Origin of the sequence: Lysinibacillus sp. FSL K6-0232 (assembly GCF_038008325.1) — a bacterium.
In the GTDB taxonomy this organism is placed as follows: domain Bacteria; phylum Bacillota; class Bacilli; order Bacillales_A; family Planococcaceae; genus Lysinibacillus.
On sequence record NZ_JBBOYW010000001.1, the window covers coordinates 1,411,261 to 1,427,486 of the forward strand.

A 16,226-nucleotide genomic window follows, 5' to 3' on the forward strand; every position below is an offset into this window, starting at 1 on the left:
TGTGATTAGGCTTTGTCTGCCCTTACGATTATATCAAATGAACCGTTAGCGTCAGGCGTGGCACCTAATTCAGTTTTAAGTCGAATAAAGAATGGTAGTTCTTCATTGTTTTTTAGTACACTACTTAGTTTTAAATCAGAGTGAGGTAAAAAAGGGGAGAGGCTTGTACTGAATTCACATGTCATTCCTGTAGGGAAGTTTGCTGTGTTAGCATACAAATGTACATTTTTTACATCATAGCCATATTGGTTTTTTAAAATAACCTCATGCTCAATTGTAGTTTGACCTGCAATAATGATTCCGAAATCAAGGTATTGTAACACCTCACCAATTTCACTAGAGAAATATTGACCATAGACATCCTTGAACATAAGACCAGAATATGTACCAATAAATTGGGTCGACCAATAATCAGTAGTGCCAAAATAATCTTGAAACTCTATTTTTAATGTGTTCCGATCATCAATTTTAATATCCTTGCTGTTAATAGTTAACTCAAGATTTTGAGGCGATTCACCTAATTTTGTAAAGCTGCCATCAGATGGGTAATAATGAGTGTTATTAATTAGCACACGATATTGCACACGAGTTAAATCATTATCCACTAAAACCCCTTTTAAAACATGACCATTAAAAGAAATATCAATTTTTGCAGTAGTGTTTAATATGTATAAGCTTGTGTCCTTAATAGTTGTAGTATTACGAGGAAGATAATCTTCATATGAAACACTATCCGTTACGATAGTTTAGTACAGCTCGATAATAATCAAGAGAATATTTATTATGTGGTGGAATTTCAGGAAATTATTTATTTATATAATGGGCTCCAGCGAAAATCTATTATAGATAAAAGTATTACATGCTTAAAAAGTTTAAAAGACTATTTAATGGTGCACTATCCAGAACATAAAGTATTGGAAAGAATAATAGATTAATTAATGGAAAATAAGGGGTGTTTAATGGAAAAGTTTTTAGTGAAAGAGTTTGCCTCTACAATCATTGCACAATCAAAAGGTAAAATAAGCGTTATAGATGCTGAAGCATTGGCGATTTGTTTATTTATCAAAGATGAAAAAATATAATGTAGCGTATTTAAGTCAAGGAGGGGTATATAAAAATATTTAAATTAATTAATTGAAAATATATAAATGGAATTCGAATTCATTGAAGGGAATGAGTGAAATGAACATTCTAAAAGATGAGCATACATACAATTTAAAAGTGGATAGTCGCGCTATGGCATTAGCTTATAAAGAAATGGGTGAGCTAAATTTACATATTTCCATGGAGATGGATTATTTGGAGTGGGAGGCACAGAAGATTTTAGAGAGTTTTTTAGAAAAAATAAAGGTGCTAGATATTTAAGAATTGATAGTGGTGTTTAAAGAAATGAGCAATCTATATAAAGTAGTGTTAGTTATTTGTTGTATCATGTTTAGTTTATTGAGCCTTATGGAATATAATGGCTATAATTATAATTATGTTGATAAGCAAGTGATTTTTCAACATACGCCCCAAAATAAATATGAGAATGCTGTTATAGCAATTTATAGCAAAGCACAACAGCTAAAGGTCGTTAAACAGGATAGCCAAAAAGTAGACGGTGCAAACCTAGAAAAAAGCAAGACGAAGTGGCTAACCTTTCATGCCACGTACTATGGACATGATTGTAATGGCTGTAGTGGTATCACAGCGACTGGCATAAATGTTCAAAACAGTATTTATTTTAAAGATTTAAGAATTGTAGCAGTTGACCCAACCATTATTCCATTAGGGTCCATTGTTGAAATTCAAACTCCTAATGAAAGATTTAAGGCAATTGCTGCGGATAAAGGTGGCGCGATTAAAGGGCGTAGATTAGACATACTTGTTGAATCTGAATATATTGCCGCACAGTATGGAAGGCATGATATGCAATTATTCATCATACAGTAGGAGCAGGTCATTCATAATTAATAAAGTTATACATAGTGTTTAGGAGCATGATTTTTGATGCTCCTCTTTTTTTGAATTTTTTTGAAACTTTTTGTAGGAGGCATCCGTATAGTAGATAACAAGATGAAAAGGGGTGAGCAACTTGACGCTATTTGGCTATTCACTCGAACAGGTCTTTTTAGTCGTATTAATTTTCGCAGGTCTTGCAACAATATTGCTAATGTTTTTTGGTGATGCTGTTGAAGGCATTGGGGAAGGGCTGCCTATTTTTAATCCGAGTGTTATTCTATCTTTTATAACGTTGATGTCAGCAGCAGGATTTATTTTAGAAAAACTAGCCTTATTTCCTAGCGTTTGGAATATTATTGCTGCATGTATCATCGGAGCTATTTTAAGTGCCATCTTTTATTTATTTGTACTTGTTCCACTTCGGTCAGCCGATGTTTCCCTAGCCTATACAGAGGAGTCATTAGGTGGTCAGTTAGGAAGGGTTATTGTACCAATTCCCGTAGATGGCTTTGGAGAGGTTGTGATTGAAACAGCGAGCGGTATGATTTCGAAAAGAGCAACAGGCTATAGTAATGAAGCTATTGACTATGATACAACAGTGCTTGTCGTAGATGTGAAGGATGGAACGCTTCTTGTAAAATCTTATGAGAAAAAATTTATATAAAGGAGAGATCGATTTATGTCAATAGAGATTTTAATTGCAATCGGCATTGTAGTATTTATCTTAATCGCACTTATTGGCTTATATGTAACCAAATATCGTACGGCAGGTCCCGATGAGGCACTGATTGTCACAGGTAGCTATCTTGGCTCCAAAAATGTACATACGGATGAGTCAGGAAATCGTATAAAAATTATTCGAGGTGGCGGTACATTTGTATTTCCAATTTTCCAGCAAGCACAACCATTAAGCTTATTATCCAGTAAGCTGGATGTAACAACGCCCGAGGTTTATACAGAGCAAGGTGTACCAGTAATGGCTGATGGTACAGCAATTATAAAAATTGGTGGCTCTATTTCTGAAATTGCTACAGCGGCAGAGCAATTTTTAGGCAAGCAGAAGGATGATCGTGAAAATGAGGCGCGTGAAGTATTAGAGGGTCATTTACGTTCCATTTTAGGCTCGATGACAGTAGAGGAAATTTATAAAAACCGTGATAAGTTCTCTCAGGAAGTGCAGCGAGTGGCTTCTCAAGACTTAGCAAAAATGGGTTTAACAATCGTGTCCTTTACGATTAAAGATGTACGTGATAAAAACGGCTACTTAGAGTCACTTGGTAAGCCTCGTATTGCCCAGGTGAAACGTGATGCTGATATTGCAACAGCTGATGCGGAGAAAGAAACACGTATTAAGCGTGCGGAAGCCTCGAAGGAAGCGCAAAAGGCTGAGCTTGAGCGTGCAACAGAGATTGCGGAAGCGGAAAAAGAAAACCAATTAAAGGTGGCTGAATTCCGCCGTGAGCAAGATATTGCGAAGGCTCGTGCTGACCAAGCGTATGAACTTGAAACAGCGCGTGCCAAGCAGGAAGTAACAGAGCAAGAAATGCAAATTCGCATTATTGAGCGTCAAAAGCAAATTGAATTAGAGGAAAAAGAGATTTTACGTCGTGAGAAGCAATATGACTCTGAGGTGAAAAAGAAAGCAGATGCTGATCGTTATGCGGTTGAGCAAAATGCTTCAGCCGAGAAAATGCGTGAGCTGGCACAGGCAGATGCAGAAAAATATCGCATCGAATCCTTGGCAAAGGCAGAAGCGGAAAAAATTCGCTTAGATGGTCTTGCGAAAGCGGATGCTGAGCGTGCAAAAGGGGAAACAGAGGCAGAAATTATTCGCTTACGTGGTCTTGCAGAAGCCGAGGCAAAACGTAAAATTGCAGAAGCCTTTGAACAATATGGTCAGGCGGCTGTGCTTGATATGATTGTTCGCATGATGCCACAATATGCGAAAGAGCTGGCAAGTCCACTTAGCAATATTGATAAGATTACAGTTGTAGATACTGGTGGCGGTGAAGGCGGCAGTGGCGCTAATAAGGTGACAGCCTATGCAACGAACCTAATGTCTACATTACAGGAATCATTGAAGGAAACTTCAGGGATTGATGTCAAGGAACTAATTGAAAGCTACGCTGGTAAACACACACTACGTCCTGAGCTTGAGCAAATTGCAGCAAGTCTGGAGAAGGATACGGATAATGTGAAATCATCCAATCCGCAGGAGAGTGCGCCCAATAATGATGTGAAATCGCTCAATTCATAGGAGAATGTGCTCAATAATAAGCAAGCGGCCTGACAATGTATAAGTTGTCAGGTCGCTTTTTTAGTTATTATTTTTGTTGCTGCCATTCGCTTACAAGTAAGCCATATACAACATGGTCCACATAATGATCGTAGAGCCATTCTGCTGCGCGAATCGTTCCCTCTTTGACAAAGCCAAGACGTTCAGGGATGGCACGGCTTTTCATATTGCCTTCTGCGGCACGAATTTCTACTTTATGGAGCTGTAAGACATCATAGGCATATTGTAGTAAAGCTTTTACTGCTTTGGTCATAATGCCATGCCCTTGTGCACCTTCGCCAAGCCAATAGCCGATTGTGCCAATTTTATTGTTAGGATTAATGTTGTTAAAGCCAGTGATACCAACAATTTTCTCTTTAAAAAGAATAACAAGGGAAAGGCTGCTATTTGTGGCATGTCCTTTGATGCAGCTCTCAATATAGGCTGTTGTATCTGCTACTTCTTTTGTGAAATCAAGCCACGGTAGCCATTCTCTTAAATACTCCCTAGAGGCATCTGTTAAGGCAAAAACAGCCTCTGCATCCTCTAAAGCGATAGTACGTAACGTTAATTCATTATCAATCGTTATTATCATGTGTGTCACCTCGTTATTATTTTAAGGCATTGTGCATAAAGCCCTTCATTTCTTGGCTAAGCACAGTTAGTTCCTCAATAATTTCGCTAAAATCTTGGACAAGCTGTGCCTGCTCATTTGTTGCATCATTGATTTGCCCCATATTTTGCTTAAGATTTTCAAGGTTTCTATTAATATTTTGTAGTGATGATTCTATATTTTCGGTTGCACTGGACGTTTCAAAGGATAATTTGCGTACCTCCTGTGCCACGATATTAAAGCCAGCACCATGCTGCCCAGCACGAGCCGCCTCAATAGATGCATTTAAGCCAAGTAAATTGGTTTGGCGAGAAATGCTTTTAATTAAATCTGTTACTGCATTTGTTTTTTCAGAATCCTCTAAAGCATGCTGTGCCTGCTTATTAATTTCCTCGCTTGTGGCAGCTAGTTCCTCTGAATGTGAGGCAATGGTATGTACTTTATTTTGTAAATTATTTACAATACGATCCATTGTATTCATATAATCCTCAAGCTTCAGCTCATTATCGATTGGTAGACCAAAGGCTAAGGCACCTACAACTTTGCCATTTTCACGAATTGGGAATGAAAAAGCATTGATGGCTACACCATATACATCCTTTGGAATAATAACATCTGCATTTTTGCCACTAAAGGCAATATAAACATTTTGATCATTAGGATTAACCTTTTGCCCATCTCGATAACCTGAATCCACTCGTTTACCTGCTAAATATTTAACAACGGTTTCACTTTCCTTGTCAACGACACCTACGATTGCTTCTTCTTTTAATGCAAGATGTATATAAGGTGCTGCAAGGGCTAATGCTTCAATAATTTTCATTATAATTCCTCCCAATTTAGCTCAATAGTTAATAACAATGGTAGCATACTATTCGATAGCCAAAAATAGTAAATTACTGAAAATTGAGTACAATTTGTGATGATGCTTAGGTTATGGGCAAAGTATTCGTGTGTTTTTCCAAATAGTGTACTAGAATAATAATTATATGTTGAAGAAGTAAAGGAGAGGGTATGATGGCATTTATACAAAAAGGAACGAAAGCATTTCATAAAGCGAATTGGGCCTTATTTTTAGCAGGTTTTATTACATTTGCTAATTTATATATTACCCAGCCATTGCTCCCTACATTTGCAGAAGAATTTCAAGTATCACCAGCGATTGCTAGTTTATCGCTGTCGGTGACGACCTTTGCCTTGGCAGTTAGTTTAATTATTGTTAGTTCATTGTCTGAGGCATGGGGGCGAAAATCATTAATGACTATCTCCATTTTTGCTGCCTCGATTTTGACGCTTGCACTTGCCTTTGCGCCTAATTTCGAAACAATTTTACTACTGCGTGTATTACAGGGCGTTGTTTTTGCGGGATTGCCAGCGATTGCGATGGCATATTTAGGCGAGGAAATAGACCCAGCAAGCTTAGGGGTTGCAATGGGCTTATATATTAGTGGCAACTCTGTTGGTGGGCTTAGTGGACGAGTTATTATTGGCACATTAACCGATTTTTATAATTGGCATATAGGGATGCTGGTGTTAGGGATTATTAGTCTTGTTATTAGTGTGTTATTTGCTTGGATGCTGCCGAATTCTCAGCATTTTAGCGCTCGGCCATTGCAATTGAAAGCATTAGCAGTAACGCTTTGGCAACATTTAAAAGATCGTTCTATGTTATGTCTTTATAGTATTGGTTTTGTGTTGATGGGCAGTTTTGTTACACTATATAACTATATTGGCTTTAAATTAATGGCTTCTCCCTATAATTTAAGTGCTGCGCTTGTTGGTTGGATATTTGTTATTTACTTAGTAGGTACATTTAGTTCTGCTTGGTTTGGTAGTTTAGCGGATCGCCATGGTCGTCAGCGCATGCTGCTACTAGCGATTGCCATTATGTTTACAGGAGCGGCTGTGACGCTTCATGGGCTACTGAGTGTAAAGATTATTGGTATTACTGTTTTTACGTTTGGCTTTTTTGCAGCGCATTCCATTGCAAGTGGCTGGGTAAGTAGACGAGCATTACATGATAAAGCACAAGCCTCCTCTCTCTATTTATTTTTCTATTATGCGGGTTCAAGTGTTGGTGGAACAGTAGGGGGCATATTTTGGATGAAGTATGGCTGGGAGGGCGTGCTAGCAATGATTGCGGTATTTTTACTCATAGCTTGTGTGCTGTCATTGTTATTAAAGCGTGTTATTGCTGCCGCTTCATAGAAATTTGATTATGTGAGGTGACGATTTGCCAGAATTACTTTTTTACTTTTTTATTATTCTAACAGCGGCTATTTTACAAACAAGTACAGGGTTTGGTTTTTCGATTATGGCCACTCCGTTTTTATTATTGCTGTTTTCACCACAAGAGGCGATGCAAATCAATATATTGCTATCGCTTGTTATTTCATTTTCATTGATTTGGAAGGTTCGCAAGGATATTGACGTTGTGTTGCTAAGAAAGGTGATAATAGGCAGTGTTATAGGGGCTCCTTTTGGTAGTATATTGTTTGCCATAGTTGATGTAACAACATTCAAACTGATTATAGCAGTCCTGCTAATAGGGCTAACAATGCTCTTAATTAAAAACCTTTCGATTCAGCAAACAAGCGGTAGGGATTATGGTGTTGGCTTTATATCAGGAATATTCACAACAAGCATCGGCATGGCTGGACCGCCTCTCTTACTATATTTTGCGAGCACTCATAAAAACAAAGAAACAATTAGAGCAACTTCACTAGCCTACTATATTTTTATTTATTTGATTAGCTTACTATCGCAATTAACAATTGAAGGTACAAGTAAAATGGTGTGGCTTTATAGTATGTATGCCTTGCCCATCGTTTTTATCGGTCTTATTCTAGGGCAATTATTATTTAAAAGGCTCAATCAAAAGCTATTTTTAAAATTGGTGTATCTATTATTATTTGCTGCAGGCATGATGCTATTGATACAAAGTATATGGACAACGCTGAAAACCTAAAAGAAGTATGGAAGAATTACTGATCTTCCATACTTCTTTGTTGTTACCCCATAATATTATAGCCAGCATCGATATAAATCGTTTCGCCTGTCACGCCACGAGAGAGGTGAGAAAGCATAACAATCGTCATATCTGCAACTTCGTCTTGCTGAACATTACGCTTTAATGGAGCTGTTTCCTCAATTTTGTGTAAAATTGTGTTAAAGGAAGGGACACCTTTTGCAGCAAGTGTACGAATAGCACCAGCTGAGATAGCATTGACGCGAATATTATCCTGACCAATATCAGCAGCAAGATAGCGCATTGAAGCTTCTAATGCAGCCTTTGCCACACCCATGACATTGTAGCCATCAAGCACGCGCTCTGCCCCTAGGTAGCTCATTGTAACAATAGAGCCACCCTCTGTCATATAAGGATGTGCAGCCTTTGCTGTTGAAATTAATGAATAGGCACTTGTATCTTGTGCAAAGGCATAACCTTCACGTGTTGTTTCAAGGAAGCGATTGTGTAAATCTTCGGCATGTGCAAAAGCGACAGAGTGCACGATACCATGAATAACCCCAACCTTTGCTCCGATTTCATCAAAAGCAGCCTTTGTGCTATCATCGCTGTTTACATCACATTGCACAACAAGAGAATCAGCTTGTCCAATTGCATCTAATTGCTTTTGTAATTTTTTTAATGAACGTTCTTGACGATAGGTGAAAATTACATTTGCCCCAACATCAAATAGGCGTTTTGCAATGCCCCAAGCAATACTACGGTCATTTGCGACACCCATTACTACGATATTCTTATCTTTTAATTGTAATAAATTATCCATCATTATAAAGAACTCCTTTATGAGATAATATCTGTTATTAGTACCAACTACTAAAATCTTATCATACCTAAAATATCGTTGCAATAATAACATGAAAAGTATAGCTACTAAACTTGCAAAAAATAAGTCTGGTTATTCTTTAAAATACTGCTCATACATATCAAGCGCTTGATTGACGGCGCTATGTACAGCCACTCTAAAACAATTTTGTGTTCGAATTGTTTGTGCAAGTATTTTAAGCATTCTTGTTTGGTTGTGATAAAAGGAGGCATTATAGACTTGACACCGATCATGTAAATAAGCAAGAAAATAGGATCGCCGTGCTTGTCGTAGTACATCAGCCTCAGCGCTTTTTTGAATGGTATTATAAATCCATAGGTCAATCGCATTGCCTAGTTGAAAGGCAATGAAATAATATAAATCATCATTATCATTTTTGTTTATTTTTCGAATTATTTGAATTCTTTGAAGCTCATCAATTAAAAATGTATTAATAGAATAATCAAAGGTTTTTATAGGGTTCAGCACAAGATTGTGATGATGCTGAGATTTTAAGAAAAACCAGTTATTTAAAACAGCAGCCCATGAATCTAGCTCATTTAGGCACTTTGCATGAATATTTGGGAGAATCGTTTGCCATTTTGCAGCAAGATGTTTAAATTGATCCATATGGTTTTCATCAATATGAAATAAACTATGTTCGACTTGTAACTGCTGAAACATCATCATTCCTCCAATAGATTGGTATGTATAATAATGAGCCATAGGATTATGTTGAATGCAAAAGACAAGAATAGATGAAAGAAGGCACCCAGTTAAGGATGCCTTCAAAGGGATTCAGACGATTATTCGTATTTGAGTGCATCCCCATCAAAAGATTCATCTGCTACTTTGATAGAGTCAGTTGGACAACCTTCAAATGCATCTTGCATATCTTCTAATAGATCTTCTGGAACTTCAGCAGTTCCCATGTTATCATCTAAAATAACGAAGGCAATACCTTCATCATCATAATCATAAATATCAGGTGCTGCGGCTCCACATGCGCCACAAGCGATGCATGTATCTTTATCAACTATTGTGTATTTAGCCATTATTTTCTCTCCTTTTATGTTCCTACAAAGCTTCATACTCATTTTAAAGATGTTTATCTTACATTTCAACTTAAATACTATTAAATTGGAGGAATTTGCGTCAATGTTTCATCAAATTTTATTGCAAATCTTTCAAAAACTCAATAAGGAACGAACGATTTCGGCGGCTTATCATGTTTTAAGAGGGAAGCGCTCAGGCCAGACGGTTCAAGATATTGGCTTGTTTCAACTGCATCAATATTTTGGTTTACTGCCAAAATTACCTCGTGCAACATTTGATGAGGCAGTTTCGTTATTTATGCAATATAGTTGGTTAAAAGTGCAGGAATCTGGTCACTTTTACATGGAAAAGCTAGGTCTGCAACGTGCTACACAAACGCCAAGCTTTTTCTTTGATGGTTGGCACTACCGAGGAAATGAGCATGTGTTTTTTGCACGTCTTTCTTTAATTGTGCAAAGCTTGTCACATAAAACGGCAGCTGTACGTTCTTTTACGCCAATTAGTCGAGAGCCGTCGATTCAGGCATGGGTGCGGTCATTTTTGCAGCAGCATCATTATCAGGAAGGGCATTTACAGCAGCAGCTACTAGAAGAATGCACACAGGCATTTCATAAACTTCCTGTCACAGATGCCAATAAACAGCTTGTGCTCTATCGATTAAGCGGCTATCGTTTACCAGGCTGGACATGGCAGCAGCTTGCACATGAGCGCAAGGAAACAGTTTTAGATAGTCAGTTAGCCTTTATTGAGCTATTGCATATATTATTAAATGAAGTACAGCAGCAACAGACTTACCCATTGCTTGGGCAAATAGCGGAGGGGCTAAAAGTTAAAATATTATTAACGGATTCAGCGCAGCAAACCGCCCAATTATATGAGCAAGGCTACTCTATTGAACAAATTGCGCAAATTCGTCAGTTAAAACGTAGCACAATAGAGGATCATTTTGTCGAAATAGCAATGTATGAGCCGAACTTTTCGATTGGTCCATTCGTTTCATTTGAGGAGGCTGAAAAAGTTTGGCAGGCAGCCGAGCACTATCAAACAAAAAAATTAAAAATATTACATGAAGCGCTACAGGATATTAGCTATTTTCAATTAAAGCTTGTTCTTGCGAAAGGAGAAGCATAAATGGAGCTTGAACAATTATTACACAAACATTTTGGTTACTCCTCCTTTCGTCCAGGGCAAAAGGAAGTCATTGAAGCGATTTTACAAGGAAATGATGTGATTGCGTTACTACCAACAGGAATGGGCAAGTCACTATGCTATCAGCTTCCAGCATATGCGTTGCAAAAGCCTATCCTAATTGTGTCGCCATTGCTGTCATTGATGCAGGATCAAGTGGAGGAGCTAAAGCGTTTTGGGGAAAAGAGAGTAGTCGCTTTAAATTCTTTTTTAGCGCCGACAGAAAAGCGTTACGCACTTCATTTTTTAGAGCAATACCGTTTTATCTTTACATCACCTGAAATGCTACTACAGCAGCAGGTGCAAGAAAAGCTGGCACAGATAGAGCTAGGGTTAATCGTAGTAGATGAGGCACATTGTATTTCGCAATGGGGCTTTGATTTTCGACCTGATTATTTAAGGATTGGTGAATGGTTTGCCAAGGAAAATCGCTCACCCATTTTAGCATTATCGGCAACTGCCACCAGTAAAGTTGTGCAGGATATTCGTGAAACACTATCATTAAGGACATCGTTTGAATTTATGTATAATGTAGACCGCCCAAATATTCATTTAGGTCGGGTCTTGCTGGAGGATAAGGCAGAGAAAGCACAGTGGCTTATGCAGCATGTAAAGGAAACGGCAGGACCGGGTATTTTATATGTACCCTCTCGCAAGCGTGCACAGCAATATTGTGAAGCATTTTTACAGGCAGGCATCCGTACAGCAGCATATCATGCAGGCTATGGAGCAGAGGATCGCCAGTTTATTCAGCAGCAATTTATAGATGGTGAGTTAGATTGGATTGTTGCAACAAATGCCTTTGGAATGGGGATTAATAAGCCAAATATACGTCAAGTGATTCATGAATCAATGCCTGCAAATATTGCGAATTATATGCAGGAGATTGGACGTGCTGGACGTGATGGTCAGTCTGCACTTGCTATCTTGCTATATTGTGAGGGTGATGAGGAGCTGGCTAAATTTGTGGTAACAGGCGATTTACCCACTGCTCATCATGTTGATCGTTATCAGGAGTTGCTTGCCCAGCAAATACAGCCAGTGCATATGTTAAAAAATGGCGAATTAAGTGAAACAGCCTTTCGTGTATTGAACTATTGGGTTCAGCAGGAGTCTACAGAGCAAGTAAAGGTTCGATTCAATCATTTAGCCCTAGAAAAATACCATGCAGTAGATGATATGTATAAGCTTATTCAGACAAAAGACTGTATGCGTGACTATCTTGTCGGGTACTTTGGGCAAAAATTGCAGAAAAAGCCAAAAAACTGTTGTGAAAATTGTGGCATCTATTATGATAAAATCAAAAAAGTACGCTTACAGGAAGATGCGAAAATCGATATGATTGCTTGGGAAAGTCGACTACAGCAGCTTTTAATGGGAATGTAGTTACAAACAGAGAGTCATTTACTTTTTTCGTAAAATTCGTCATAATAGAATCATAGAAAGCGTAGTAAGGTTGGGGGAAGGCGAATGAGTAAAGAAGATTATCGTGATAAAATAGAAGAGCATCGTCAGTCATTTGAAGATGAGCAAAAGGAACAACAAACATTATCAAGAGTTTCTAGAATGAATAAAAATGGTAATAAAAACAAAAAACCGAAAAGCTCTAAACGTAAAACACCACTAATGACCATTTTGTTTGTTATCTTTATTCTAATTCCATTAACAATATTAATCTATTTTTGGAAGTTTTATGAGCCAGGAAAAACAATTGAGCAGGCTGAGAAAGAGTCAAATTCAACTGAACAGGTTGTGGAATTAGACCCTTCAGAGGCGTCGGCATCTGATAAGGATAAAGATGATAAAAAAGCGCAGGAGCAATCTGAAAAAGATGCTGAAAAATTAGCGGCTGAACAAAAGGCTGCTGAAGCGGCAAAACAGGCGGAAGCAGCGAAAAAGGCTGAAGAAGCCAAAAAAGCGGAAGAGGCACGGAAAGCTGAGGAAGCAAGAAAGGCTGAAGAAGCAAGAAAAGCAGAAGAGGCACGAAAGGCTGAGGAAGCAAGAAGAGCAGAAGAGGCACGAAAAGCTGAGGCTGCAAGACAAGCTGAAGAAGCGAGAAAAGCGGAAGCAGCAAGGCAAGCCGCTCAAGCAAGCACACATACTGTTAAGCCAAATGAAAACTTATACCGCATTGCCTTAAATCATTACGGTGATGGCAGTGAGGCTACATTAGCGAAAATCCGTGCAGCAAATGGTATGTCTTCTAATACGGTTGTCGTTGGGCAAGTGATTAAGCTACCTTAATAAGCTATTACTTTATAGTAAGTATAAAATGACAGATAAACGTTTATACCAAAACAAACGTATGTCTGATTGGGCAAAAGGCGATTCTTCTTCAAGAAACGAATCGTCTTTTTGCTTTCGTAAGGAGAGACGAGAGAATGCTATATTTAGGGCTATTAGCTTTAGTAGTCATTGGCTTTCTACTGTATATGTGGAAGGTAGCACATGAAAACAATGTTTTATATCACAGGCTTACATTACAGGGTGAGCAGGAAAAGGTGCGATTGTTTTTTATTTCAGATACACATTTACGGAAAGTTAATAAAAAAATGATTACACAGTTAGAGGGGCAGTTTGATGCGGTTATTATTGGTGGTGATTTTGCAGATCGTCGTACACCTATTTCACGTATCCATGAAAATTTAACGCTGTTAACCTCTATAGGACCAACCTATTTTGTTTGGGGAAATAATGATCGAGAAGTGGGGGAGGAGCGGTTAAAGGATATTTTCCAAACACATCATGTTCAAATTATTGTCAATGATGCTGTGCAATTACCAACAAAAAACCGTTTTTGGCTTAGTGCTATTGAAGATACCACGATTAAGGAGCATAGCTTCGACAAAGCTTTTGACAAGGTGGGAGAACATGATTTAGTTGTTTTTATTGCCCATAATCCCGGTGTTTTTGCAAAGGTTCGAGCAAAGTTTCGTGCCGATTTAATGATGGGGGGACATTTACATGGTGGGCAGATTCGCTTTGGTCCTTATGGCGTGCATCCGAACGGTTCATACCGAGAGCGTGATGGTGTGATGACCTTAGTAAGTAACGGCTATGGGACAACATTATTGCCTTTACGTCTTGGAGCAAAGCCGCAATGTCATGTGATTGATATTGATATTTTGAGTAAATAAACAGTCAGAATGTACTAAAAGGCGTATAATAAAGAAGTATTTGATTATTAGATGAGAGCAAGGATTGGCAACTATAGCTAATCTAAAGTTGATTGGAGTGTCAGGAAATGCAGCAAGCAGATGCAATTATTGTTGGAGGCGGTCCCTGTGGCTTAGCAGCAGCAATAGCTTTGCAAAATATTGGATTACAACCGATTGTGATTGAAAAGGGAAATATTGTGAATGCCATTTATCATTACCCTACACATCAAACATTTTTTAGTACGAGTGAACGCTTAGCGATTGGCGATGTGCCTTTTATTATTGAGGGACGTAAGCCAAAGCGCAATCAAGCACTTGTTTACTATCGTGAAGTTGTGCGTATTAAAAATATTCAAGTCAACCGCTTCGAAAAAGTTCAAAGCGTTGTAAAACAGCAGAATATGTTTACAGTAACAACAGATAAAGATTGCTATGAAACGCCATATGTAGTCATTGCAACAGGCTACTATGATCATCCAAATTACTTAAATATTCAGGGTGAGCATTTACCAAAGGTTTTTCATTATTTTAAAGAGGGGCATGAATTTTTCGATACAGATGTGCTGGTGATTGGTGGTAAAAATTCAGCGGTGGATGCAGCGTTAGAGTTAAATAAAGCGGGTGCGCGTGTCACAGTTGTCTATCGAGGCAGTGAATATTCGTCAAGCATTAAGCCATGGGTATTACCTGAATTTGAAGGGGTAGTTAAAACAGGCGAAGTTGCTATGCATTTTAATAGCCATGTAGTAGAAATACGAGAGCATGAGGTTGTTTTAGCAATAGATGGTAAGGAAAGGGTCATCAAAAATGATTTTGTGTTTGCGATGACAGGCTATCATCCAGACCATGCCTTTATTCGAGCAATGGGTGTAACGATTGATGAGGAAACAGGACGTCCATATTTTACACCTGAAACAATGGAAACAAATGTGGAAGGCTTGTTTATTGCAGGTGTTATTGCAGCAGGAAATAATGCCAATGAAATATTTATTGAAAATGGACGCTTCCATGGGGAATGCATTGCCCAAGCAATTGTTCAAAGAAGAAAATAATGCATTGAGGCTGTATAGGCATAAAATCAAGCCTATACAGCCTTTTTTATCTTGGTTCAGACAGGAAAAAGATACCTGACGCTGGGAGTGTAATGATAGGCTTACAGGAAAAAATCTCTTAAATTAAGTGGTGTGCCTGTTGTATTAAGACCAATTAATAATTTTAGCCGTGCCTTTTGTCCATTAATACCTGTAGCAAAAATTGCGCCTAAGTCTTCCAGCATTTTGCCGCCGCCAACATAGCCATAAACACCTTCTGCAATACCATTAAAGCAGCGGGATACAAGTATCACGGGGATGCCTCGCTCTATCAGGCTTTCAATGCCTTTAACAACAGATGGAGGAACATTACCTTGTCCAAGTCCTTCAAGTACAACACCATCATATTTGCACGCAAGGACAATATCTAATAGGTCTTCCTCCATGCCAGCATAAGCTTTTAACAGTGCCACACGCTTTGTTAAATTATGCACATCTACATATTGTCGACGAATAGGGGCATGATGGAATAAGATACGCGACTTTGTAATCAATCCAATCGGCCCGTATTGTGGAGATTGAAAGGTATTCACAGAACTTGTGCTTGTTTTTGTTGTGTTGACAGCAAGATGTACCTCATCATTCATAACGACAAGCACGCCTTTGTTATGTGCTTCTTCATCAACTGCTACCCGAACAGCCTCAACTAGATTATAAATGCCATCAGCACCAAGTTCATTGGAGGAGCGCATCGCACCCGTTAACACAATAGGAATGGCTAAATTGGTTGTTAGCTCTAAGAAATAAGCCGTTTCTTCCAATGTGTCTGTGCCATGTGTAATAACCACACCATCAATCGGTTGTGCTGCCGCTTGTTCTAAAATAAGATTGCGTAATTGCAGCATTTCTGTTGGTGTAATATGCGGGGAAGGAAGGTTAAAAGCCTCGATTTCAATAATTTTTGCTAATGTATTGAGCTTATTGCTTTCCCTTATTAGTGGATTTTCCTTATTTGGCATAACAGCTCCTTCCTCACTCATTGCCATGGAAATGGTGCCACCTGTATGAATTAATAAAATTGTCTTTTTCATAAAAATAAAATCCCCTTTTAAAAAGTTTTTTTGTCATAAC

At 38.3% G+C, this 16,226-nt stretch carries 19 protein-coding genes; 12 read left to right on the plus strand and 7 right to left on the minus strand.

The features are described from left to right. Positions 1 to 5: 5 nt before the first annotated feature. A complete protein-coding gene (locus MHB42_RS06690; RefSeq protein WP_340805172.1) occupies positions 6 to 605 on the minus strand; it encodes a hypothetical protein in 600 nt (199 codons plus the stop codon). Positions 606 to 959: 354 nt separating this feature from the next. Between MHB42_RS06690 and MHB42_RS06695 the strand changes: the two genes are divergently transcribed. From MHB42_RS06695 to MHB42_RS06715, 5 genes are all read left to right on the plus strand, one after another. Then, positions 960 to 1,082: a hypothetical protein gene (locus MHB42_RS06695; RefSeq protein ID WP_340805173.1), complete on the plus strand. Its 123-nt coding sequence runs from the start codon at positions 960 to 962 to the stop codon at positions 1,080 to 1,082. Between the two features lie 100 nt (positions 1,083 to 1,182). Continuing rightward, positions 1,183 to 1,365, plus strand: a complete 183-nt coding sequence (locus MHB42_RS06700; RefSeq protein ID WP_340805174.1) for a hypothetical protein — start codon at positions 1,183 to 1,185, stop codon at positions 1,363 to 1,365. A gap of 66 nt (positions 1,366 to 1,431) precedes the next feature. Beyond that, positions 1,432 to 1,935, plus strand: coding sequence for a 3D domain-containing protein (locus MHB42_RS06705; RefSeq protein WP_340805175.1), 504 nt, complete (start codon positions 1,432 to 1,434; stop codon positions 1,933 to 1,935). Between the two features lie 142 nt (positions 1,936 to 2,077). Further along, the gene (locus tag MHB42_RS06710; RefSeq protein WP_340805176.1) at positions 2,078 to 2,608 is read left to right on the plus strand and encodes a hypothetical protein; all 531 of its coding nucleotides are present in this window, start codon (positions 2,078 to 2,080) and stop codon (positions 2,606 to 2,608) included. Positions 2,609 to 2,623: 15 nt separating this feature from the next. After that, complete coding sequence (locus MHB42_RS06715) at positions 2,624 to 4,201, plus strand: flotillin family protein (protein WP_340805177.1); 1,578 nt, start codon at positions 2,624 to 2,626, stop codon at positions 4,199 to 4,201. Positions 4,202 to 4,268: 67 nt separating this feature from the next. Here the strand turns inward: MHB42_RS06715 and MHB42_RS06720 are convergent, their stop codons facing one another. Next, positions 4,269 to 4,814, minus strand: a complete 546-nt coding sequence (locus MHB42_RS06720; protein ID WP_340805178.1) for a GNAT family N-acetyltransferase — start codon at positions 4,812 to 4,814, stop codon at positions 4,269 to 4,271. A 16-nt stretch (positions 4,815 to 4,830) separates the two neighbouring features. Continuing rightward, positions 4,831 to 5,655, minus strand: coding sequence for a methyl-accepting chemotaxis protein (locus MHB42_RS06725; RefSeq protein ID WP_340805179.1), 825 nt, complete (start codon positions 5,653 to 5,655; stop codon positions 4,831 to 4,833). Positions 5,656 to 5,849: 194 nt separating this feature from the next. Between MHB42_RS06725 and MHB42_RS06730 the strand changes: the two genes are divergently transcribed. Further along, on the plus strand, positions 5,850 to 7,040 hold the full coding sequence (locus tag MHB42_RS06730) for an MFS transporter (RefSeq protein WP_340808546.1): 1,191 nt from the start codon (positions 5,850 to 5,852) through the stop codon (positions 7,038 to 7,040). A 25-nt stretch (positions 7,041 to 7,065) separates the two neighbouring features. Then, on the plus strand, positions 7,066 to 7,800 hold the full coding sequence (locus tag MHB42_RS06735; RefSeq protein WP_340805180.1) for a sulfite exporter TauE/SafE family protein: 735 nt from the start codon (positions 7,066 to 7,068) through the stop codon (positions 7,798 to 7,800). A gap of 43 nt (positions 7,801 to 7,843) precedes the next feature. Here the strand turns inward: MHB42_RS06735 and MHB42_RS06740 are convergent, their stop codons facing one another. The 3 genes from MHB42_RS06740 to MHB42_RS06750 form a co-directional block, all read right to left on the minus strand. After that, positions 7,844 to 8,626, minus strand: coding sequence for an enoyl-ACP reductase FabI (locus MHB42_RS06740; RefSeq protein ID WP_340805181.1), 783 nt, complete (start codon positions 8,624 to 8,626; stop codon positions 7,844 to 7,846). A gap of 129 nt (positions 8,627 to 8,755) precedes the next feature. Then, complete coding sequence (locus MHB42_RS06745) at positions 8,756 to 9,388, minus strand: hypothetical protein (RefSeq protein WP_340805182.1); 633 nt, start codon at positions 9,386 to 9,388, stop codon at positions 8,756 to 8,758. An 80-nt stretch (positions 9,389 to 9,468) separates the two neighbouring features. Beyond that, entirely contained in the window at positions 9,469 to 9,717 is a 249-nt protein-coding gene (locus MHB42_RS06750; protein WP_340805183.1) for a ferredoxin, read from the minus strand. A 103-nt stretch (positions 9,718 to 9,820) separates the two neighbouring features. Between MHB42_RS06750 and MHB42_RS06755 the strand changes: the two genes are divergently transcribed. From MHB42_RS06755 to MHB42_RS06775, 5 genes are all read left to right on the plus strand, one after another. Further along, the gene (locus MHB42_RS06755; RefSeq protein ID WP_340805184.1) at positions 9,821 to 10,849 is read left to right on the plus strand and encodes a helix-turn-helix domain-containing protein; all 1,029 of its coding nucleotides are present in this window, start codon (positions 9,821 to 9,823) and stop codon (positions 10,847 to 10,849) included. Next, positions 10,850 to 12,292: a RecQ family ATP-dependent DNA helicase gene (locus MHB42_RS06760; protein ID WP_340805185.1), complete on the plus strand. Its 1,443-nt coding sequence runs from the start codon at positions 10,850 to 10,852 to the stop codon at positions 12,290 to 12,292. It begins immediately after the preceding gene. Between the two features lie 84 nt (positions 12,293 to 12,376). Then, entirely contained in the window at positions 12,377 to 13,150 is a 774-nt protein-coding gene (locus MHB42_RS06765) for a LysM peptidoglycan-binding domain-containing protein (protein ID WP_340805186.1), read from the plus strand. A 137-nt stretch (positions 13,151 to 13,287) separates the two neighbouring features. Next, positions 13,288 to 14,043 carry a metallophosphoesterase gene (locus MHB42_RS06770; protein ID WP_340805187.1) on the plus strand — a complete coding sequence of 252 codons (756 nt, stop codon included), beginning with the start codon at positions 13,288 to 13,290 and terminating at the stop codon, positions 14,041 to 14,043. A gap of 107 nt (positions 14,044 to 14,150) precedes the next feature. Beyond that, entirely contained in the window at positions 14,151 to 15,116 is a 966-nt protein-coding gene (locus tag MHB42_RS06775) for a YpdA family putative bacillithiol disulfide reductase (protein ID WP_340805188.1), read from the plus strand. Between the two features lie 101 nt (positions 15,117 to 15,217). On the opposite strand, the gene MHB42_RS06780 is transcribed toward MHB42_RS06775, so the two are convergent. Then, positions 15,218 to 16,186, minus strand: coding sequence for an asparaginase (locus tag MHB42_RS06780; RefSeq protein ID WP_340805189.1), 969 nt, complete (start codon positions 16,184 to 16,186; stop codon positions 15,218 to 15,220). Between the last annotated feature and the right edge of the window lie 40 nt (positions 16,187 to 16,226).